This window comes from Silvibacterium bohemicum (genome assembly GCF_001006305.1).
Classification (GTDB): domain Bacteria; phylum Acidobacteriota; class Terriglobia; order Terriglobales; family Acidobacteriaceae; genus Silvibacterium; species Silvibacterium bohemicum.
In genome coordinates, this window is record NZ_LBHJ01000001.1 from 211289 (window position 1) to 233508 (window position 22220).

17 protein-coding genes and 1 tRNA gene are annotated in these 22220 nt (G+C 59.9%); 10 read left to right on the top strand and 8 right to left on the bottom strand.

Annotation, left to right across the window (positions count from 1 at the left end):
• The first annotated feature begins 133 nt into the window (after positions 1-133).
• Positions 134-1564, top strand: a complete 1431-nt coding sequence (locus XX99_RS00965; protein ID WP_082125146.1) for an MBOAT family O-acyltransferase — start codon at positions 134-136, stop codon at positions 1562-1564.
• A gap of 20 nt (positions 1565-1584) precedes the next feature.
• Positions 1585-2601, top strand: a complete 1017-nt coding sequence (locus XX99_RS00970) for a hypothetical protein (protein ID WP_050057511.1) — start codon at positions 1585-1587, stop codon at positions 2599-2601.
• A gap of 46 nt (positions 2602-2647) precedes the next feature.
• Here the strand turns inward: XX99_RS00970 and XX99_RS00975 are convergent, their stop codons facing one another.
• From XX99_RS00975 to XX99_RS00985, 3 genes are all read right to left on the bottom strand, one after another.
• Positions 2648-3727: a gluconeogenesis factor YvcK family protein gene (locus XX99_RS00975; RefSeq protein ID WP_082125147.1), complete on the bottom strand. Its 1080-nt coding sequence runs from the start codon at positions 3725-3727 to the stop codon at positions 2648-2650.
• Between the two features lie 50 nt (positions 3728-3777).
• Entirely contained in the window at positions 3778-4338 is a 561-nt protein-coding gene (locus tag XX99_RS00980; protein WP_050057513.1) for a TPR end-of-group domain-containing protein, read from the bottom strand.
• 185 nt (positions 4339-4523) lie between these two features.
• A complete protein-coding gene (locus tag XX99_RS00985) occupies positions 4524-5159 on the bottom strand; it encodes a DUF4254 domain-containing protein (RefSeq protein WP_050057514.1) in 636 nt (211 codons plus the stop codon).
• Between the two features lie 161 nt (positions 5160-5320).
• Between XX99_RS00985 and XX99_RS00990 the strand changes: the two genes are divergently transcribed.
• The 3 genes from XX99_RS00990 (at position 5321) to XX99_RS01000 (ending at position 8279) form a co-directional block, all read left to right on the top strand.
• Positions 5321-6517, top strand: a complete 1197-nt coding sequence (locus tag XX99_RS00990) for an ATP-grasp domain-containing protein (protein WP_050057515.1) — start codon at positions 5321-5323, stop codon at positions 6515-6517.
• 168 nt (positions 6518-6685) lie between these two features.
• Positions 6686-7738, top strand: a complete 1053-nt coding sequence (locus tag XX99_RS00995; protein ID WP_050058049.1) for a UDP-glucose--hexose-1-phosphate uridylyltransferase — start codon at positions 6686-6688, stop codon at positions 7736-7738.
• A gap of 277 nt (positions 7739-8015) precedes the next feature.
• Entirely contained in the window at positions 8016-8279 is a 264-nt protein-coding gene (locus XX99_RS01000; protein ID WP_050057516.1) for a hypothetical protein, read from the top strand.
• A 244-nt stretch (positions 8280-8523) separates the two neighbouring features.
• Here XX99_RS01000 and XX99_RS01005 read toward each other — a convergent pair.
• Positions 8524-8599: transfer RNA gene (locus XX99_RS01005), tRNA-Lys, on the bottom strand.
• A 607-nt stretch (positions 8600-9206) separates the two neighbouring features.
• On the opposite strand from XX99_RS01005, the gene XX99_RS01010 reads away from it, so the two are divergent.
• Complete coding sequence (locus XX99_RS01010) at positions 9207-11105, top strand: DUF3857 domain-containing transglutaminase family protein (RefSeq protein ID WP_231581102.1); 1899 nt, start codon at positions 9207-9209, stop codon at positions 11103-11105.
• Positions 11102-13063, top strand: coding sequence for a DUF3857 domain-containing transglutaminase family protein (locus XX99_RS01015; protein WP_050057518.1), 1962 nt, complete (start codon positions 11102-11104; stop codon positions 13061-13063). The genes XX99_RS01010 and XX99_RS01015 overlap by 4 nt, the downstream gene beginning before the upstream one ends.
• Positions 13064-13072: 9 nt before the next feature.
• On the opposite strand, the gene XX99_RS01020 is transcribed toward XX99_RS01015, so the two are convergent.
• The 4 genes from XX99_RS01020 to XX99_RS01035 all read right to left on the bottom strand — a co-directional run bounded on the left by XX99_RS01020 (position 13073) and on the right by XX99_RS01035 (position 19071).
• Entirely contained in the window at positions 13073-14191 is a 1119-nt protein-coding gene (locus XX99_RS01020) for a universal stress protein (protein WP_050057519.1), read from the bottom strand.
• Entirely contained in the window at positions 14188-15990 is a 1803-nt protein-coding gene (locus tag XX99_RS01025; RefSeq protein ID WP_082125148.1) for a sensor histidine kinase, read from the bottom strand. Before XX99_RS01025 ends, XX99_RS01020 begins: the two co-directional genes overlap by 4 nt.
• Positions 15991-16078: 88 nt before the next feature.
• Complete coding sequence (locus XX99_RS01030; protein ID WP_082125149.1) at positions 16079-17860, bottom strand: chloride channel protein; 1782 nt, start codon at positions 17858-17860, stop codon at positions 16079-16081.
• Entirely contained in the window at positions 17857-19071 is a 1215-nt protein-coding gene (locus XX99_RS01035; RefSeq protein WP_156185747.1) for a tetratricopeptide repeat protein, read from the bottom strand. The genes XX99_RS01030 and XX99_RS01035 overlap by 4 nt, the downstream gene beginning before the upstream one ends.
• A gap of 113 nt (positions 19072-19184) precedes the next feature.
• On the opposite strand from XX99_RS01035, the gene larE reads away from it, so the two are divergent.
• The 3 genes from larE to larB are packed head-to-tail and all read left to right on the top strand — an operon-like array spanning position 19185 to position 22213.
• Positions 19185-20039: an ATP-dependent sacrificial sulfur transferase LarE gene (gene larE, locus XX99_RS01040; protein ID WP_050057521.1), complete on the top strand. Its 855-nt coding sequence runs from the start codon at positions 19185-19187 to the stop codon at positions 20037-20039.
• Positions 20040-20072: 33 nt separating this feature from the next.
• A complete protein-coding gene (larC, locus tag XX99_RS01045) occupies positions 20073-21455 on the top strand; it encodes a nickel pincer cofactor biosynthesis protein LarC (RefSeq protein ID WP_050057522.1) in 1383 nt (460 codons plus the stop codon).
• Complete coding sequence (larB, locus tag XX99_RS01050) at positions 21452-22213, top strand: nickel pincer cofactor biosynthesis protein LarB (RefSeq protein WP_050057523.1); 762 nt, start codon at positions 21452-21454, stop codon at positions 22211-22213. The genes larC and larB overlap by 4 nt, the downstream gene beginning before the upstream one ends.
• The last annotated feature ends 7 nt before the right edge of the window (positions 22214-22220 follow it).

A 22220-nucleotide genomic window follows, 5' to 3' on the forward strand; every position in this document is an offset into this window, starting at 1 on the left:
TGACCCAGTGGTTCTTTGAATTCAAACAATACTGAGCAGGAAACGGATAGCGGCGGTTCTAAGCTGCCCCGAAGATCCTGCCATAGCCGGAGGAATTCTCCGGCCAACGATCTGAAGCACCGGACCGGAGGTTGTGTTGTTATTCAATTCCTTTGTTTTTATAGGTTCTTTCGTATTGGCGGCGTTCGTCTATGCGGTGCTGAGGGCCAAAGCCAGCCGCGCAGTCAGCCAGGGGTTTTTGCTTCTTCTCTCTTTCGGTTTCTACAGCTATGCAGCCTATCGCCAGCTGCCGCTGTTGATTGGTTCCATACTCTTCAACTGGTATGTGGGGCGCCAGGCGGGTAGCAGCACATTGGCTGAGAAGGTGAGGCGGCGCTGGGTTATCGGTGGCCTGACGGCGAATCTGGTTTTCCTGAGCCTGTTTAAGTATCTCAACCTCTTTCTGGGAACGCTCGGCCCGGTTCTACATACCCGGGCGGTACTCCCGGATTGGGGACTGCCGCTGGGTGTGAGCTTCTTCACCATTACCCAGGTGATGTATCTCGTCGATTGTTATCAAGGGGAGATATCTCCGAACAGCCTCTTCGACCATGCTACGTTTGTTTCGTTCTTTCCTTATCTGGTTTCCGGACCTATCACCAGCGCAAAGACGATGGTGCAGCAATTCCGGGATAAAGCGCATCAGGCTCCGGGCGCGCAGGAAGTTGCGCAAGGCCTCGCCTTGTTTACCATGGGACTGGCAAAGAAGACGATCTTTGCCGACTCTCTGGTGCGTATCGCCGACAATGGTTTTTCCGCACCCTTGACCAGTTCGGCGCTGGAGATATGGCTTTCGATCTTAGCGTACTGGATGCAGATATACTTCGACTTCAGCGGTTACTCCGATATGGCAGTAGGCGCAGCCTTGATGTTAGGGCTCAGGATTCCCTTCAATTTCGACGCACCTTATAAGTCGAAGTCCATCATCGAGTTCTGGCAGCGCTGGCACATCAGCTTATCGAACTTTATCGCCGCTTATCTCTATACGCCGATCGTTCGAATGTTCAAGGGAAGGGCTACGGTAGCGAAGGCTGCGGTAGCTTCTATTCTGGCCATGACGATCTGCGGACTGTGGCATGGTCCGGCCTGGACTTATGTGGCCTGGGGTCTGTGCCACGGCATCGCGCTGTCAGTGAATCAGTATTCGCGGAAGAAGCTCAAGCTGCGTGTTCCTCCAGCGCTCGGCTGGGTGATAACGATGACCTTTATCCTGTTCGCCGGTGTCTTGTTTCGCGCGAGCAGCCTGACGAACGCGGCGCAAGTCCTGCATGGGCTGATACCGAGAGGCAGTTGGTCGGAAGCCACGTTTCTGACCTTCTCCTTCGCTAGTCCGGAGGTGCTCTCCTACGTTATCCCATCGGCACTGGCATTTGTGCTGGCGCTGTTCGGACCGACCTCGCAGGAGATTGCTGCGGAGCTTCGTCCCACCTTGAGGACTTCCCTGGCTTATGCGTCTCTTGCGTTTGTCGCGCTTGTCTTCATGAACTCCATCGTCGCGAAATCGTTCGTCTATTTCGGTTTTTAGTTCCCCAAAGAAGGTTGATTATGGCAAACGCCGGTCTCGCTCCATCCATCTCTTCAGAGGAAGCGACGCTTTTCTCTCCGCAAGAAACAACGGGTGTTTCGTTCCGCAAGTGGTTGTGCGGCACTTTACTGCTTACCATCGCAATGTGTGCTTCGTTCGTTTTCTTAAATGTCAAGACCGACACGCTGGGATTGTATGGGCGGCGCGGAGTTCGCATCCACATCTTGCCTCGTTTTTCCCTCTATCTGATGACATATCGATTTATTCCTGAGAACTTCGATGGCTTGATGATCGGGAACTCGGAGGGTTCCGTTTACGACACCTCGCAGATCCATGGCTATAAGGTTTTCAACGCCGCCATGCGTGCCTCGTCGATGACGGAAGAGCGGGCCATTGCCGAAGAGGTGCTGAAGCGTGGCCATCTGAAGATGGTGGTTCTCATTCTGGGGCCGACATTGACTTCGACGCAGACGGCGCGCAGCGCTTATCTGACACCGCATGACTACACTGCATCGTTCGGATCGGTCCAGATGATGATGATCTACGCCCAGTTGTTGCGGGAGGCTTTGCATCGCCCGGGGCCGATCACCTATGACTCCAATGGGCGAACTCATTGGCCGCTCAAGAGTACGACAGGAGTTTTCAAGCCTTTCACGACCGCCGATCTGACCATCGATCCCAGCGAGGGCCAGGATTTGTATGAACTGCTTGGGGAGCTTCATGCCAAAGAAGTGAAGGTATATATCGTCTTTCCTCCGATGTACGAGCCGAAATGGGACGGTCAAAGGCAGCAACTGCTTCAATGGCGCTCCGCAGTGATGGCCGGACTCACTCCTGATGATGAGGTGGTTCAGATACCGCCTGCGCTCCGGGAGTCGATTCAGACGGGTCCGGGGAATTTTCCGGACTTTGTTCACCTCTCCAACACCGCGAGCGCCACCGTCATGGATGCAATCGCCAAGGATATCGAGAAAAAAGACGCGCTCAGGGCTCAGACTGCCAAACTGCCGCCGGCTTCCTCGAGCAACGCTGAGTGAGTCATTGAAATCTGGTATCTGCGCAGAAGTGCGCGGCGGACTGCAGTTACTTTTTCGTGTTCAACGCGATTCCCAGCACGGTGTCCGCGACGCGCTCGGCGGCGTGGCGCAGCACGTCGCCTTCGGCGGCGAAGTCGCCGGTGATGCAGCGAATGCCCATGGCCTCGATGCGTTCCACGTCGGCGTCAATCGCCTCCGCACCCTCCGCGGCATAGCGCTCGCGAATCGCCTCCGATACGGGAGCGGTATTCACCAATGCGTAATCGAAGATGGGCTGGCGGGCGTGCTCGTAAATTCGCTCGATATGCTGCGAGGCGGTCAGGTGCAGGCTCTCATTGGCCTGCGTCATAAGGTTGGCGATGTACACGCGGGTGCCGTGCGCCGCGGCCAGCGCTTCGGAGATGCCCGTCACCAGCAGGTTGGTGATGAGGCTGGTGTAGAGCGATCCGGGGCCGATGGTGATCAGGTCGGCCTGGGCGATGGCTTCGAGCGTTTCGGGCAGCGGCTCAGCGATGGCCGGCTCCAGCATCAGCTGCGCGATGCCCTGCTTGCTAGCCGTGATATTCGTCTCGCCGCGGACGATCGAACCATCCGCCATCCGCGCAGTCAGGGTCACGTCAGCGAAAGTGGCGGGATAGATGTGTCCGCGGGTAGCCAGAACTTCTGCCGCGAGCTTGATGGCCTGGCCGAAGTCGCCGGTCATCTCGGCCAGCGCGGCGACGAAGAGGTTACCGAAGCTATGGCCTTCCAGGCCGGCGCCGGAGCGAAAGCGATGCCGGAAGAGGCGGGCGATCAGGTGCTCGTCCTCGGAAAGCGCGACCATGCAGTTGCGCAGGTCGCCGGGAGGCAGCATGTTGAAGTCCTTGCGCAGGCGCCCGCTCGAGCCGCCGTCATCGGTCACGGTCACGATTGCGGCCAGGTCGCTGATCAGGCATGGGGCCTCGTCGCAATTGCCCGGGTTGCTGGCGGTCACCGAGGGGACATATTGCTTCAGGCCGCGCAGCAGGGTGGAGAGGCCGGTGCCGCCGCCCATGGCTACCACGCGAAAGCTGGGTCGAGGCGGGCTGTTCTGGGACGGGCTATTCTGGGACGAGGTCTGCGGCGTCTCAGCGGCTGGGGAAGACATAAGAAGGTTCACCGAAAAGTGTACCGTGCGTGGTTTCCCTGGAGTCTGGACTACGGCGCTTCCGGGTAGAGCAGCTCAGTGAATCGCGGGTCGTCGGCCATGTCCGCGAAATCGGCGTCGCTGCGCGCCTGAATACGGTTCTGCTGGTTCAGCTGAATGGCCCGCGCCAGATGATCGAGGCAATCCTCGGCCTGCCCGGTCATGCTGTTGAGCACGGAGAGCCCGTAGTGCGCGAAGTCGGCGTCGGGATTCTTCTTGAGCAAGCCATCGAACTGATCGCGCGCGTCCTCATACTGCCCCTGGTTCAGCAGGGAGATCGCGTAGTCGTACTGCTCCTCCGGCGTGGCGAAGGTCAGATTCGACTTCGCGGCGTGGCGGGTGCAGACAGCGAGATAGACGCGGGAGCGATCGAGCAGCTCGGGCGCACCCTCCTGCGATAGCTTCTCGAAGAGAGCGCGCGCCTTCTCGAACTTGCCTTCCTGCATAAGCTGCACCGCGCTCTGGAAGTGCTGAAAGGATTGATGCTGCGCCGCAGTACCCGTCGACTTCGCCTTGCTGGCAACGGCGGAGGTTTGACGGCCTTTGGCATTACCCGGGCGTGCTTCCTGCATGCAGATAATCCTTACGCCCTCGATAGGTAGGGCTGTTGGAGAATTCGTTGCCTACACAGCACAAGCGAAATCCGCTTTATCGTCGCATTTATACGCACAACGCTGTCCTGCGTCAAGAACCCTTCAGCCAGCGTAGAGTTGCTGTTGCCGATGAGGCTCTTGCAAACTAGACAGCGCGGCTCAAACTACCCCTTGGACTTTAGATAGACAGCAGGGTTCAAGGAAGGGTCGTTATACATCTTGAGCTGTCGATAGAGTTTGAAGCGCCTTTCCCCGGCGACAACTTTCTTCCAGAAGGCATCGAGACCATCGGCCAGGTCGCCGCGCTGGGATTCGAGCATGACCAGCCGCTCGCGATTGCGCTCGGCATGACCCTCCGGAGCATTGGCGCGATCGATCTCCTCGCGCGTGTGGTAGATCTTCAGCGCCAGGATCGACAGGCGGTCGAGCATCAGGCCCGGCGACTCGGAGTGCAGCTCGGCCCCGGCCCTGGGCAGCCCATGAGGCTTCAAAATATCCAGAAGCATGGCATCGCAGCTCTCGGCCAGGTCGTTGCGCCGTTGGTTGGTGCGGTCGACGGCCCGCTTGGTGTCGGCGATCTGCCGGTCGCTGGCCTCGGGCGCGCGCGCCTGGTCCTCGATGTGCCAGAGATCGAAGTTGGCGCGATGGAGCTCCAGCACAGCGTTGGGAAAGTCCTGGTTCGGGACCCGAAAATCGGGAGCCGGCTTGCCATGCCACGCGGCGATGGCGGAATCCTGCAATACAAGGAGCGCAGGCGCGGAGAGCAATGGAAGAAGCGGATTATCGTGCGAAGCGGTCATGGATTGTGAAGGGACGCTACAGCCGGAAACGGCATCCACTTCCTATGGTAGAACTAAGCTCAAGAAAGCGTACTGTCGGGGCGCGAATACCGAATTCCGCCGGTGTTTCGGCAGCACAAAGCATCCTTACTGCAGCACGACAGCAAGACAGGCCAACTGCCATGAGCGAAGAGCTGATCCTCTGCCTCACCACCTATGAGAAGGGCCAATCCTTCATGCGCCAATGCGCCGCAATGGGCTGCAAGGTGCTTCTTCTCACGCTGGAAAAGCACCGCAACGGCGACTGGCCTTACGACATCCTGGACGAAATCGTCCATATGCCGGGCGCTCTTACCCAGGAACAGCTCACGAACACGGTCACCTATCTTGCCCGCGGCCGCAAATTTGCCCGTCTGATCTCGCTCGACGAGTTCGACATGGAGGATGCCGCTCATCTGCGCGAGCACATGCGCATTCCGGGGATGGGCCGCACCACCACCTCGCATTTCCGCGACAAGCTCACCATGCGCGGCGAGGCGCAGCGCGCCGGGGCGCTGGTGCCGGAATTTATCGGCATTCTCAACTACGACGACCTGCGCGCCTATATGGCCTCCGTGCCTGCGCCCTGGGTGCTCAAGCCGCGCGCCGAAGCCTCGGCCATCGGCATCCGGAAGATTCACGAGCCGGAGCAGCTCTGGCGCACGCTCGACGAGCTGGGCGACCGCCAGAGCAACTATCTTCTGGAGCGCTTTGTCCCCGGAGACATCTTCCATGTCGACTCCATCACCAGCGAACGCGAAGTGGTCTTCACCGCGGTGAGCCGCTACGGCAAGCCTCCCATGAAGGTGATGCACGAGGGGGGAGTCTTCACCACCCGCGTCTTCGACCGCGGATCGCCCGATGCGAAATCTCTGACCGGAATCAATGGTGAACTCATCCCGAAGATGGGGATGGTGCGCGGCGTCACCCACGCCGAGTACATCCGCGGCGAGGACGGCCGCTACTACTTCCTCGAAGTAGCCGCCCGCGTCGGCGGAGCTTTCATCTCCGATGTCATCCTTCAGGCCACCGGCGTCGACCTGTGGGCGGAGTGGGCGAGGATCGAGGTCAGCCACCTGCGCGGCATTCCGTACAAGCTGCCGGAGATCAGGCAGCAATACGCCGGCAGCGTGCTCTGCCTGGCCACAACTGAGCAGCCTGACACGTCGATGTTCGACGCGCCGGAGATCGTCCATCGCATGAAGAAGCACCACCATGCCGGACTGATCGTTCGTTCGAACGATCCGGACCGGGTGCAGGCTATTCTCGAGGACTACAGCGAGCAATTCGTTCATCGATTTCTAGCGACCGCGCCCGTACCGGATAAACCGACAGCATAAGATCGTGTGTGAGAGACCAAAGAACCGCATTCCCCGTGTTCGAATTTCAGACGCGGGACAGGAAAAGAACCTCGGGTGCCCCATCCTTCACGGCAGTATCGTGAGGGGTAGGAAACCACTGAACTCTATGCTCCACGAGTATTGTTTTCCTCTCCGAAAGGAACAAAAGTGTCGTCTTCAGGATTGCAATTTCCGCATCGCCGCTACAACCCGCTTCGCCGGCAGTGGGTGCTGATCTCTCCGCACCGTACGCAGAGACCCTGGCAGGGCGAGGTAAATCCGTCGTCCGGCTTCTCGGATGTTCACTACGATCCGACCTGCTATCTCTGCCCGGGAAATACACGCGCGGGCGGGCATGTCACGCCTAAGTATGAAAGCGTATACATTTTCGACAACGACTACGCCGCGCTGCTGCCCGATTCGCCCGCGCCTCCGGCCGATGCCTCGCCGCTGCTGCACGCCGAGGCGGAGCGTGGACGCTGCAAGGTAGTCTGCTTCCATCCCGACCACAGCCTGACCCTTCCGCGCATGGAACTGGCCGACATTCGCCGCGTGGTCGATGCCTGGACTGCGGAGTATCTTGCGCTCGGCCAGCAGCCGGAGCTGAATTACGTTCAGATTTTCGAGAACCGCGGGGCGATGATGGGCGCGAGCAATCCTCACCCCCATTGCCAGATCTGGGCGACCGAGCACATCCCGGACGAGCCGGCGGCGGAGACCGAGGCGCTCAAGGCCTATGCCGCCGAAAAGCACAGCTGCCTGCTCTGCGACTATCTGCAGGTCGAGGCGAAGGAGCAGATCCGCATGGTCTGCGAGAACGAGGACTTCGCGGTGGTGGTTCCCTGGTGGGCGGTGTGGCCCTTCGAGACGCTGGTGCTGTCGAAGCGCCATCTCCGCTCGCTGGCCGACTTCAGCGACCGCGAGAAGACCTCGCTGGCCGACATTCTGAAGCAGATCACCACTCGCTATGACAATCTCTTCGAGACCAGCTTTCCCTACACCATGGGCTTTCACCAAAGCCCGGTAGACGGAGAGGAGCATAGCGAGTGGCACTTCCACGCGCACTATTATCCGCCGCTGCTCCGCTCAGCCACCGTGCGGAAATTTATGGTCGGTTTCGAGATGCTGGGTATGCCGCAGAGGGACATCACGCCGGAGAGCGCGGCCGCAAGGCTGAAAGACGTTCCAGCCATCCACTTCACGCAGAAGAGCCCGGCGTAAACAAGACGTGCGGCAGTTCAATAGTAGAACCGGGCCCCGTTGTGGGGCCTGATTCAAGGATGTTGGCCCTGCTGCGACTTGAAGCGTTGATTGAATGCCTGCAAATTTTACGTACAGGGCCCGCTTCAGGCTGCTCTATCTCCTTTTATGGGGTTGAGGATGAGGAGTTTACTGGGCGCGTACAAAAGCACATACGACCAGGAAAAAAGAGGTCACTCTACTCCGTACTATCATTCGTGCGCTCTTCGAATGAAATCAGGAGTGTCCAAATCATCATTTGGGCGGCAAGTTGCATCTGATATTAGGCATGATGTCCCACCCCAAATCCGAAGAACAACCTTCTTTAATTGAGCTGTGCGATTTGCTGAATCGGAAGTTCGAAACGATTAGCAACCTCCTGTATCTGGTCGGCGAACATGCCGATGATCCGAAGTCCACACGGCGCTACGCTCATCAGGCGTTGTGCGAATTGGAAGAGGCCCACAGCCTGGTCGCGGCTCACCCTGAACCGAAAGCCGACGGTTTGACGCGCGCCTCCTAGGCACTGCCGTCGCAGCGCAGCCGAGGTCGAAATATTCCGGGCGTAACGGCACAATTTGTACAGGTGAGACGAAGAAAATGGAGCGCGGCGCGCTTCATCTGCAAACTCAAAACCGCGCGCGGGCTCTCTATAGCCAGGGCTTGACAATTTGAACTTTAGTGGGGATTTTGGAAGCTAGGGCAGGATCTGCAGTGGACCCGGAAGGGTTCCGGATTCCACTGAGCAGTCTGTAAGCGATTGAAACTGGTGAGCTCGCTGGGGCTCGAACCCAGGACCCACGCCTTAAAAGGGCGATGCTCTACCAACTGAGCTACGAGCTCTTACCTTCTAAAAATAACACACATGAGATCAAATGCCCGCGCGGACTGGGGAGACTTTTGCGGACGTAATCCTTCCACGCCGGTCATAACGGCGCGGGATGCAACGCCCAGATGCGAGCGTTTATTCCCAAAGATGTCGATCTGGACTGATGCGTTCCACGTCGGACTCGTCGAGAAATACGACCCGCTCCGCCGCTGCGACAAGAATGATTGTGAATACTTATTTAACCCACCCGATTTTTACGCGTGGCACTTAACCTCGCAACTCGTGATTTCACTCATGCAATGACGCGATGAGCGCGCTGCATAACGTTATTTACGGGTATAACCCTTTTCCGTTTGCATAAGTAAAAGCGATGGATGAGCGGCAACAAATTCCTTGAATCGTTTGGCGCAACCGCAGTAATAATAGGTCGACCCCCGTCAGCGCTATGTCTTTCCAAGCGGAGTTTTCCGCTTCCAAGAACTGACGGGAGGATTCTCTCTTCGGCTTGAGGTCTTTGTGTTCGTCATTGTTCGTCGCCTGGTTCTGCTCTGTCTTGCTCTTCTTCCCTGTACTGCTTTTGGATTTCCGGAATGGCAGCAACCCACTCCCGATGAGTTGAAGATGACCTCGGACTCCGCCGCTCCCGATGCGCCGGCTGTTTATCTCTTTCGCGAAGAGACGGTGGCGGACGACCTGCACATGCACAGCATGTATGCGCGGATCAAAATTCTTACCGAAAAAGGCAAGGAGATGTTCAGCGATATCGAGATCCCTTATGAGGGAACGAACTTCAGCATCACCGATATCTCCGGCCGCACCATTCACGCTGATGGAACCGTGGTTCCGTTTACCGGCAAGCCGATGGACAAGCTGGTGGTGAAAACGGCCCAGTTCAAGGCGATGGAGAAGGTGTTCAGCATGCCGGACGTGCAGGTCGGCAGCATCATCGAGTACCGCTGGAAGCTGCGCTACGACGACAACTATTACTCGTCGCCTCGGTGGTACATTCAGCAGCCGGTCTTCGTCCACAAGGCCCACTATCACTTTCAGCCGACGAAGACTTCGCGCATGCTCGTCAGTAAAGACGAGCACGGGCACGAGCAGGTGGCCGCCGGTCTCTCTTACACCTACAGCCTGCCCGCAGGTGTGAACGTTCGAAGCGGGGTTGACGGCTACGATTTGACGGTCGAAAACGTGAGCGGACTCCCCGACGAAGACTACATGCCGCCGTTCGGCAGCTTTTCTTATCGCGTGATTTTTTACTACTCGCCGTGGCGTACGAGCGATGAATTTTGGAAGACCGAAGGCAAGTATTGGTCAAAAGAGGTCGATCGGTTTTCGAATTCCTCGTCCAAAATGCATGTGGTCGCCCAGCAGCTGACCGCTCCGGGAGACAACGACCGGCAGAAGGTTGAGAAGATTTACGCCGCTGTCATGAAGCTCGAAAACACCAGCTTCACGCGAACCCATTCCAGCGCGGAAAACAAGGCCGAAGGACTCAAGGTCAAAAGCGCCGATGACATCTGGGATCAGAAACGCGGCAGCGATGACGAAATCGCCCGCCTCTTTATCGCGCTATGCAGAGCCGCGGGCCTTAAGGCTTACGCGATGATTGTGGTCAACCGCGATCGCGACATACTGCAACAAGGTTATTTCGATTGGAACCAGTTGAACGACGAGCTGGCCATCGTTTCGGTGGGAGGAAAGGAGCTCTTCTTCGATCCCGGCCAGAGATACTGCGAATTCGGCAAGCTGCACTGGAAGCATACGATGGTGAGCGGCGTCAGGCAGACTGACAACGGGACGCAAATCGCCGCGACGCCCGGACTCACGTATCAGGACACGCGCACCGACCGGTTCGCCCAGCTTACCCTCGATCCCACCGGCCAAGTCAGCGGGATCATTCGCATCACCATGACCGGCACGGAGGCCCTTCACTGGCGGCAGGCGGCCCTGCGCAGCGACGAGGCCGAGGTGAAAAAAGACTTTGAAGACGAATTGCAGAAGACCGTCCCGCCGGGAGTCGAAGTGAAGACCAATCACTTCGTCGGCCTGGAGGACTACGTCAATGTGCTCTTTGTTCAGGTCGACGTAAGCGGATCGCTTGGCACCGTTACCGGGAAGCGAGTCTTCTTCCCGGCCGTCTTCTTTGAGGCCGGAGTTGGACCGCGCTTTGCCAGCGGCAAGCGCGAAAACCCCGTCGACCTGCACCATCCCTATTCGGTTCACGATCAATTCAACCTGACACTGCCGCCGGGCATGACGGTCGAAAGCCTGCCCAGCGAAGCGACCGTGCCTTTTTCGCCTCATGGAGATTACGTGGCCAAGTATGTGGCGAAGGATAACCTCTACGCCTATGGAAGACTGCTGCGCCTGGCGAGCCCCTTCTATAAGACCGACGAGTATCCGCAGCTGCGCAGCTTCTACGAAAAGACCAACACCGACGATCATGTGCAGGTGGTTCTGAAAATGGCGGCTGCTGAGGCTTCGCCCAAGGCTACCGCAGGTAACAGCCGATGATCCGCCGCGCTTCGCTTTCTCTTATCGTTCTATTCGTCCTGGCTTCCACCGCCGCTCGCGCCTCCACTCCGTTTCCCGATTGGATCACGCAGGCGGCGGCGACTACGTTGCTGCCCGCTGATGCTCATGAGGCGAAAGCCGCGATTCTTCTCGACGATCAGCTGTTGACCGTCGATGCCGGCGGCATGACAACCCTCCGCCGTCGCATGGTGATCAAGATCCTGCGCCCTCATGGTCGCGAGTATGCGACCCCCGTCGCCTGGTTTCGCAGCGACCGCAAGCTGCTCTCCTTTCATGTGTGGAGCATTGGTCCGGACGGCCATCAATACACGGTGAAGGACAACGAAATCATCGAGGTGGGCGCCAAGGAGTGGGGCATTCTCTATAACGACGTGCGTTATAAGACGGCATCGGCTCCCGGCGCCGATCCCGGCGGCATCGTGGCCTACGAGTATGTGCAGCAGGCTCCGATCTATTCCGGAGAAGAGAACTGGATGTTTCAGGGGGAGATTCCGCGGCTTCGAACTGTTTTCGAAGTGGATCTGCCCGCGGGATGGCAGCATCGCGCTCTCTGGCGGCGCTACACTGCCGCCACACCGGCAGAGGTCGCGCCCAACCACTGGCGCTGGGAACTGACCAACGTCCCGGCCGTTCACCTGGAAGACGTGCCGCTTGCGCCTGCGGATGGCGCAGTGACCGGGCGCATGACTCTCCACTACGCTGCCGGCAATCTGGGCGAGGGGGACGCGTTGTGGGCGAAGATCGGCGAGTGGTTCAGCCCCCTGGCTGCGCCCAAAACGGAAGCACCCGCAGAGATCGCGAACGAAAGCCGTCAGCTGGTGTCGCCCAATGCGGATTTCATGACGCGCATCCAGAAGGTCTCCGAATTCATGCAGCAGAATATTCGCTATGTCGGCATCGAGATCGGCATTGGCGGCTACATTCCACATGCCGCGGCCGATGTTTATCGCAACCGCTATGGCGACTGCAAGGACAAGGCGACTCTGCTTATCTCTATGCTCGATGCGGTCGGCGTGCGCGCCACCTGGGTGATGGTGGATACGGAACGCGGTGTCGTCGACCCTTTCACGCCGTCGCTGATCGGCAATCACATGATTGCGGCCATCGAGATTCCGAAAGGCTATGACAATCCGCTGCTCAAGGCGGTGGTGACGGCGAAGACCGGCAAGCGCTATCTGATCTTTGATCCCACGAATGAGTACGTTCCTATTGGTTTGCTGCCCACTTATCTGCAAGGAGGTTACGGGGCGTTGATGGCGGGAAATGAGAGCCAGGTTATCGAGCTTCCCATCCTGAAGCCGGACACCGACACTATCGAACATGCCGCGCACTTTGAGCTTGCTGCCGACGGCTCGCTCAAAGGAGACGTCAGGGTGTCGCGACTCGGAGCCTCCTCGGGAAATGTCCGGCATTTCTTCGCAATGAGCAGCGACAAAGAGAAACGCGAAAATCTGGAGAGGTCGTTGCGCAGCGACTTCTCTGAATTCGATCTTGGCACGGAGAAGGTGGAGAATTCTCGCGATCTCAACCAGCAACTGGTTATGCGCTACGACGTGAGCGCATCCTCGTACGCCAAGAATGCGGGCAACCTGCTGCTTCTGCGTCCGCGTGTACTGGGAACATATGTAACCCCGCTGCGCAATGGTCGGCGTGAATATCCGATTGAATTTGCGAGCGTCGGCGATTGGCGCGACAAGTTCGATGTCACTCTTCCGTCCGGCTATGCTGTCGACGAGGTTCCCGATCCGGTCAAGCTCGACACGGATTTCGCCAGCTACACCAGCGAAGTGAAGGTCGACGGGAATGTTCTTCACTATTCCCGCGAGTACGTGGTCAAGAAGCTGTCTCTGGATGCCGGCGAATATGAAAGCCTGCAAAAGTTCGAAGGCGAAATCAATGCGGACGAGAACCGTAGCGCGGTGTTGAAGAAGCAGTAGGCGGAGCGCCTACTTCTTGTCGTGGCGCAGCGGCACCACCTGCACCGTTGCCTCGCGCATTTCGGCGAGGAAGCGGTTGATGACCGAGCCGCGCAGCAGAATATCGAACCGCGATCGTGCCGACTGTCCGAAGACTACGTGCGAGATATTCTCCTGCTGGGCAAAGTCGATAAGCACGTCGGAGACGCTCTTGCCTTTGAGCGTGATCACCTGCGCGCCAAGTTCGCGCGCCATGCGCTCATACTCTTCCAGGCGCGCAAAGCCCTCCGGATCGTCGTGGCGCAGGTCTTTGTTGGGCGTCTCTACGTACACCGCATACCAGTTGGTCGCGAGCCTTCCTGCAACGCGTGCGCCTACGCGCAGCAGGCGCTCCACGCCGGGACGCGATGAGAGGCACACCATCACCTTCTCGGGCAGCGGAGCCTGCTCCAGTCCCTGGGTGCGGCGATACAACGCAGCTGCGCTGCCCACCTGCTCCGCAGTGGTGCGAAGGGCCAGTTCGCGCAGCATATTGAGGTTGCCCTTGCGAAAGAAATTCGCCAGCGCCTGCTCTACTTTTTCCGATGTGTAGATCTTGCCTTCGCGCAGCCGGGAGCGCAGTTCCTCCACGGTGATGTCGACGTTGACCACTTCGTTCGCGCGCTTCAGGAAGCTGTCCGAAACCGTTTCGCGAATCTGCGTGCTTGCCGAGCGGGACACCGCATCGTTCAGCGTCTCCAGGTGCTGAATGTTCACGGCGGTCATCACGTTGATGCCCGCGTCCAGCAGCTCCAGCACGTCCTCATATCGCTTGCGATGGCGCGAGCCCGGAACATTGGTGTGGGCCAGTTCGTCGACGATGCAGGTGTGCGGATGCCGGGCGAGGATCCCGTCGAGATCCATTTCGCGAAGCGTGACCGACCGGTAGGTAATTTCTTTTTGCGGGATGACCTCGAGATCCTGGATGAGCGCGGCAGTCTCTGCGCGGCCATGCGTCTCGACCAGGCCGATTACGACGTCAACGCCCTGCTTGAGCAATTGATGCGCGTGCTCGAGCATGCGGTAGGTCTTGCCCACGCCGGGCGCTGCGCCGATATAAATGCGCAGCTTCGCGGGTTCCTCTTGCTTGGGGATCTCGAGCTCGCTCATCCTATCTCCACAGGATGGCGGGTGCTCATCACGGTCGCTATGGGCAGAGTGAAGCTGAAGGTGGTGCCGTGCCCGAGTTTGCTTTCGACCGATACCTGTCCGCTCATCGATTCGACCAGCCGCCGCACCAGGGCAAGTCCCAGTCCGGTGCCTTCCGTCGATTCGCCAGAGAAGCGTCCGAAGATGGTGGACAGCCGTTCGGCTTCGATGCCGCGCCCGTTATCGCGGACAAAAAACTGTACGCCATCCTTGATCTCGGTCGCAGCGAGCACGATGACTCCGCCCTCCGGCGTATATCGAAGGGAATTGGAAATCAGGTTGTCCAAGATGCTGCGCAGTGCGCGCCGGTCGGCTTCCACGTGGCCGAGATCGGCGAAGGCGCTCATTTCGAGCTCGATCTTCTTGGCTCGCGCCTCATCTTTGTGACGGTTGAGGGCATCCTGCAGGATGGAAATCGGACGCAGCCGCTCCAGCTTCATCTGCCGGCGTCCGGTTTCTAGCTCGCCCACCTCGATCAGGTCGGCCATCAGATCGTCGAGCTGCTCGGCCTCTTCGCCGGCGCCCTTCACCAGGTCTTTCTGCAGGGGGCGAAGCTCGCCGGCATATCCCTGGGCCATCGCATAGAGGGACAGGCGGAGGCGCTGGAGCGGGTCGCGCAGCTTCTGCGAAGCGACGCTCAGGAAGCGCGTTTTGAAGCGGTCGACCTCCTGCATCTCGGTCACGTCCTCAAGCACGGTGACCGCACCCAGCAGCTTGCCTTCGCTATCCCGCATAGGGGTGGTGCGCAGGCGATAGCTGCGCTGCGCCTTGCCGATGCGCATCGGCAGCAGTGCCGCTTCGCCTTCGGTCGACGATGCCTGCTGCATGGTCACGGCGCGGCGCACGGCGTTCAGAATTTTTTCTCCGCCCGGGGTGTTGGTGAGAATCATGCGGTCCGACGATGCGCCGCCGAGCAGCTCCATCGAAGCCTGATTCAGCTTGAGCACATGTCCCTTCGCATCTGTAACAATCACTGGCTCAAATATGGACTGCACCACGGCATCGCTAAGCTGGTGCTCCATCTGCAGCCGTCCGGATTCCGTCTCGCGCAGATCGCGCAGGCGCACGATCAGGCGATTCAGCTCGGCTGCGATCACACCCAGGTCGTCTTTTTGCCGCCATTCGATACGAGACTGGAGATCGCCCTGACCGATGCGCCGCGCCGCCTTTGCCGTCTGCCGCACCGGAGCCACGACGAAGAAGACCATGAGCACGGAAATGGCGATGGCGGTAATAATGCTTGCCCCGCATGCGCTGATCAAGCGTGCCCGCAGCTGGTCCTGCCGGTGCTCGAGTTCACCCACGACGTTATCGTGGTGAGCCCGCAGGCTGTCGAAGTTGCTCGCCATCTCGCCGCTCAGCTTCTCCAATTGCGGAGCGAGCCGGCCAAAATTTTCGCGAATGTGCGCCAGGATCTGCGCGTGCTCCGCTTGCAGAGCGGAGATAGGAGTGGAGGAGTCGAATGCACTTACCGCGCTCGCCGCTGCATCGAGAGTCGACTGCGTGCCTTGAGCCTGGGCCAGCAATGCGGCAGAGAGCTGCGGAGAGGAGCCACTTTCGAGCTGCGCCGCCGTCAGCTCCTCGCGCGCCAGAGAAGCCCGAACGGCGGCGAAGGCAGCCAGCGCCTTGTCCGCAGTATGCTGCGAGGCATCGAGCGCCGCCAGCTGGACAAAGGAGGCGCGCACCAGCAGGCTAACGCCTGTGACGAGGGCGATGAGCAGCAGGCAACCTAGAACCAGCCGTTGATACAAGCTCAACATCGTTCGCCCAATGCTGCGCAGACCTTTCCCGCTAAAAATTCGTTCGTCTCAGGCTAGTGGCCAGAACTGTTCTGCGCAAGTGGCGCAATCAATGCTCCTGATATCGCTTCAGAATGCCTTCCAGAGTGAGAATGCCCTCGAGTGTTCCCTTGTTGGCGCGATTTTGCACCGGCAGCAGCGGCCAGCGCGGGAAGTAGCGCAGTGCATTGTCCAGGGGAAGGTCGGGGAAGAGAGCGGGCGCCCGGTCCGCCTTGAAGACTCGTTCGATCGGAGTTTCAGGCGTGAGCACGGCTGCTGCGCCGGTCAGCTCGGCCGCGGTCATCGCATACCACGAGCCATCCCAGAGATGCACCAGGAAGGCGGTCGCGTGCGCTTCGGCCACGGCTTTGGCGGCGGCTTCAATCGGCATAGTGCTTTTCAGCACCGGCACGTGTACTGGTTCCTGCGCGTCCTCGATGTGCAGCGGACTCTCTTCGCGCTGCTCCTCCATCGAGGGCAGGTCCAATCCATCCTGATGGGTGAAGGTCTCGAAGATCGGCACCGGCTGCAGGCTGCGCGAGAGCAGGTAGGCAATGGTGTTGGCCAGAATCACGGGAAGAATAATGGAATAATTTCCGCTGACCTCGAGCACCATGAAGACCGAGGTCAGCGGCGCACGCAGAAATCCCGCGAACAGCACGCCCATGCCGACCAGCGCATAGGCGCCGACTGTCCCGGTAAAGTGCGGAAAGTAGAGCTTCTCGAAAGAGCCGATGGATGCTCCCAGCATGGCTCCTATAAACAGCGTGGGAGCAAACATGCCTCCCGGAGTTCCGCTGGAGAAGGACAGCGTCGTCGCCAGGATTTTGAACAGCGCCAGGGCCAGCAGCAGCTTCCAGGCGAAGGTGCCGTGCATGGCCTGGTCCATGATCTGGTATCCGGGACCCATCACCTGGGGAAGGCCGAAGAAGCCGATGCATCCCACCATCAGCCCGGCTACGGCCGGCTGCCAATAGTATGTGGAGCGCGGCAGGGAGCGCAGCCGGGGCCGCAGATATCCCAGGGCCTTGGCGAGGACCAGCGACGACAGGCCACCGACCACGCCCAGAACGGCATACGCCATCAGCTCGCGCGGGTCGCGCAGCGTGACCGAGGGGATGCGGAACATCGGCTCCGATCCCCAGAACCAGCGCGCCACCACCACGCTCGAGATGGCCGAGAGCACGATCGATCCGAGGACGGCGGCGCTCCATTGTCCGATGACTTCCTCGATGACAAACAGGATGGCCGAGACCGGCGCGTTGAACGCCGCCGCGAGGCCGGCCGCTGCGCCGATGGGTGCGAAGAGCCGCAGCCGCTGCCGCGAAAGATTCAATCGCCGCGCCACCATGGATGCCACGCCGGCGCCGATCTGCAGCGATGGGTCTTCCGGTCCCAGGGAGTGTCCGGCTCCGATGGCCAGCGCGGAGGTGATGAACTTTCCGATGACCGTCTTGAACGAGATGTAGCCGTTGTAGATGTAGAGCGCGGCCTTGGTCTGGTTGACTCCGCTGCCGCGCGCTGCCGGAAAGAACCGTTGCACCAGCGTAGCTACGACCAATCCGGCAATGGTGGGGGCAAAGAGCAGGCGATACTGGCCGGGATGCGGCGACGAGCCCAGCGTCAGGATCTTGATCCACTCGATGGCGACGCGGAACGAGACCACCAGCAGGCCCGAGATCACGCCGATAAAAATGGAGAGAACCAGGAAGAGCCGCTCATCGCGCTTGGGCGCAATCTTTGCCAGATCAAGCGTGGTGCGGATCGTAGGAGGCGGAGCGGCCGGAGGCGCAACGGCCTGAGCGATGGTAGGGCCGGCCTGGGCGGCGTTTTGTGTCGTGTATTCGCTCATTGTTGCTGCACCGCCATGGGCGCCTGGGCGATCTGGAAGAGCAGCGCGTCCTCGCCGGTCGGTTGAGAGCAGGTCTGTGCCGTCGATTTCTCGGTGTCGTATACCAGCTTCATCAATGTTTCTTCGAGCTGAGGATCTTCCTCCACGGCATGAATCGTCAGGCCAGGCGGGACGGCCTGCCAGCGAGTGGTCAGGGCGGCCAGTACCGGGCCGTTGGCGGTGGACGAATTTGTCGAGCAATCCGTCAGTCGCGCCCTGGCCGTGTTCACGTTGTGCAGAATGCGCTCTGCTCGGGCCCGCGTGTTCAATTCCGGGCTGGGATAGAGCGCCAGCACGTGAACGGCGTCGGCCAGCGCATTGCGGACTTCGTCGCGCTCGGCAGCTGGCCGCTCTTCCAGCTTCGGGTCATTCAGCGCACGAGTCAGGTATTGCTTGGTCAGCAGATAGCGGCCCAGAGTCGCAGAGGTACGTCCTGCGCCTTCCAAACTTTCAAGCGGCGGATGCCTGTTCAACGACAGCCTGCGATAGATTTCATACGCGCTAATCGGGTCTTCAGCTTGTTCCAGCAAGCCCGCGATGCGCAGCTTCGTGGCTGGGTCGTCCGGAGCATTGCCGGCTGCGGTGATCAGCTCGCCTCGCGCCCGGGAGTTTTCGTGCCGGTACAGCAGATACTGCGCCAGCTCCAGCCTGACGCTCAGGCGGCGCAGATATCCATCGCCGTGCCAGGTTCCATCGAGCGCTCGCTGGTAGCTTTCGATAGCCAAGGCCTCGTGGCCCTGCTTCACCGCTAGCCGCGCGAGCTGCAGGTTGATGAGCCCGTTCCCCGGCTCGGCCTCAAGCAGGGTGTTGAAGTAGGCGATGGCCTCGGTGTCGTGGCCGGCGGCAGCAAGAGCCGTTGCCAGCTCGATCTCCGTCTCCCGCTGCATCTCCGCGCGCTGTCCCTCTTCGTATTCCAGCGCAGAGCGGAGCGCCTGCACTGCCTGCTCCGGACTTCCTCTCTTCATGGCCGCCTGCCCGCGCAGAAGCCAGCGTTGGGCCAGGTCCTGTCGGTGGCTCTCAAAGGAGTTGAAGAGAAAATAGGTGAGCACGGCTAAGATCGCCGTGATGGCGAACAGGCTCGCGAGGGCCGTCACATCCCGCAGGATCAGCCTCCGCTTCTCGAACCGTTCTTCGGCTGACAGTGGGGAGCGCAGCTCAAAGACAGACATCATCTATTACCTTACCGTTCTTTGGTTCTTTGCATCCATGACCATAGGGCTGAGTTGGCCTCGGCAGCACTTAACGAGTTACGATCATCTAAAGACGTAAAGGCGCAGGCGGCTCCATGACAGAAGATTTGATGGCAGATTTGGCGGCGAAGCAGGAGCGTCTTGAAAATTGCATCCGCGGGGTGGGGTGCATGATCGTCGCCTACTCCGGTGGAATCGACTCCGCCTACCTTGCTTTTTCCGCCCATCGCGTGCTGGGAGACGGCATGCTGGCGGTGATTGCCGACTCGCCATCGCTGGCACGCAGCCATTACCGCGATGCCATCGCCTTTGCCGCCGAGCAGAAGATTCCCCTCAAAACCCTGGAAACTACGGAGCTTGAGCGCGAAGCTTATGCGGTCAACGACGCCAATCGCTGCTTCCACTGCAAGGATGAGCTGTTCACCGTCCTCGAAAAAGAGCGGGAGCGGCTGGCCTTCGACAGGGTGGCGTACGGGCTGAATCTGGATGATAAGAAGGACTTTCGCCCCGGGCAACGCGCCGCCGTGGAACATCGCATCGCGGCTCCCCTGGCCGAGGCCAGCCTGAACAAGGCCGACGTCCGCGCGCTGGCCAAGCAGGCTGGACTGGCCATCTGGGACAAACCCGCTTCCGCCTGCCTATCTTCGAGAATTGAATATGGCCGCCGCGTGACCCCGGAAAACCTCCGCATGGTGGAAGAGGCCGAGGACGCTCTTCACGGCCTGGGCCTGAAGCGCTTCCGCGTTCGCCATCATGGAGCTGTCGCCCGCATCGAGATCGCCGAAGAAGAGCTGCCGGCTGCCCTGGACGTAAGCGTGATGCGCCGCATCTCAACAGCCGTGCGCAAGGCCGGCTTCCAATATGTCGCGATCGACTGCGACGGCTATCGCTCGGGATCGATGAACGAAGTGCTGCCCGTGGAAGTTCTCCTCCGGTCAGGGAAGAATTGAGCGGGAAAAATTAATCTGGAAAAAATAAAAGCTATGCGTATCGGATACCTCGAATGCTTCGCCGGCATCAGCGGAGACATGCTTCTCGGCTCGCTCATTGACGCTGGCGTCGATCCTGAACTGCTGCAGCAGACCGCGAGAGCGCTCAACATCGGAGCCGAGCTGCATATCCACCATGTGGATCGCAGCGGCATCCGGTCAACGAAGGTCGATGTTCTGGAGAACGGAAGGCTCGCGGAAGCGGCCGGCCATCATCCTCACGACCATGAGCATGAGGAGCATTCGCACTCCCACGCCGAATCTCATTCTCATACGCACGAGCACTCTCACAGCCATTCACACACGCACGAAGGCGAGCACTCGCATACCCATACTCATACGCATGAGCATCAAGATCACCATCACCACACTCATGGCCGGAGCTGGGCGCAGATTCGCGAGCTGATCCAACATGCTGCCTTACCCGAAGACGCGCGTGCTCTTGCGCTGACGACGTTTGCGCTGCTGGCACAGGCTGAGGGGAAGATTCACGGCATCCCCGTCGAGCAGGTTCATTTTCATGAAGTGGGTTCGGTCGACACCATTACCGACATCGCTTGCGGCGCGGTCGGCCTCTGCTCGCTGGGAGTGCAGCGCTGGCATGCCTCGGACGTCAATGTAGGGTCGGGCTTCGTCGAATGCGCGCACGGAACCTTTCCCGTTCCTGCGCCGGCGACAGCCGAGCTGCTGAAGGGCATTCCGACCTACTCTGCGGGACCAAAGAAAGAACTGGTGACGCCGACCGGCGCCGCGCTGCTGCGCGCCCTGAATTGTATTTTCGGCGAAGCCCCGAGATTTACGGCGGACGCGATCGGCTACGGAGCCGGCACGCGTAATCCCGAGCGCTTTCCGAATGTTCTTCGCCTGTCGATTGGCGAGAGCAGCGAATCGAAATTCATCGCCCCGATAAAGACCGATACCGTCACGGTTCTCGAGTGCGCCATCGACGACGCCTCGCCGCAGGTTCTGGCCCACGCCCTCGACCTGGCCATTGAAAATGGAGCGCTCGACGTGATGGCCGCGCCGGTCACCATGAAGAAGGGACGACTGGGCACGCTGCTGACCGTGCTGGCCAAACCGGAACAAGCTGCGGAGCTCGAAGCTCTGCTCTTCCGCGAGACGACAACCTTGGGTATTCGGCGGCGTACCGAACAGCGCTCGATCCTGGACCGCGCGTTCGTCACCGTGGACACGGCGTACGGCAAAATCCGCATCAAAGTAGCGGGTAATGGGAGCGAAACATTGAACGCCATGCCCGAGTACGAGGATTGCCGCCGCGCCGCGCGCGAACACGCGGTCGCTCTCAAGACGGTCACCGAGGCGGCTCTCCTGGCCTTTCACGAGACCCGCGCAGATCAGGAAAAAACTACCGCATGACCCGCGAAACTATCCTGCAGATGCTAGAAGGAGTACGCAGCGGAGAACTCTCCACCGCCGATGCGCTCACGCAACTCGCCAAGTTGCCGTACGAAGACGCTGGCTTCGCCAAGATCGACCATCATCGCTCGCTGCGGCTGGGATTGCCCGAGGTCATCTACGCTGCCGGCAAGACTCCGGCGCAGGTAGCGGGAATTTTCGAGCGCATGGCTGCTGCGGGAGGCGATGTCCTAGCCACCCGCGCCAGCGCCGAGGCCTTTGCCGCGGTTCATGAGGTCGAGCCCAGGGCCACGTATCACGAGACCGCACGCGTGATCGGCATGCGCCAACAACCGCATGTCGCAGGAGTCGGACCGATTGCCGTGGTCTGTGCAGGCACTTCGGACTTGCCGGTAGCAGAAGAGGCTGCAGTCGTCGCTGAATATCTGGGGCTTGAAGTTCACCGCGTCGTCGACGTCGGCGTGGCCGGGCTTCACCGCATTCTCTCCCAGCGCGAAGTGCTGGCCACCGCGCGCGCCGTCATCGTCTGTGCCGGCATGGAAGGCGCTCTGCCCAGCGTGGTCGGCGGGCTGGTCGCTGCGCCGGTGATCGCCGTGCCTACTTCGGTCGGCTATGGCGCGTCCTTCGGGGGCGTTGCCGCGCTGCTGGGCATGCTCAACTCCTGCTCGCCGAACGTCACCGTCGTCAATATCGACAACGGTTTTGGAGCGGCTTACGTCGCTGCCATGATCGTCCGCAGCGGCGACCGAAAATCCTGATCCCGAT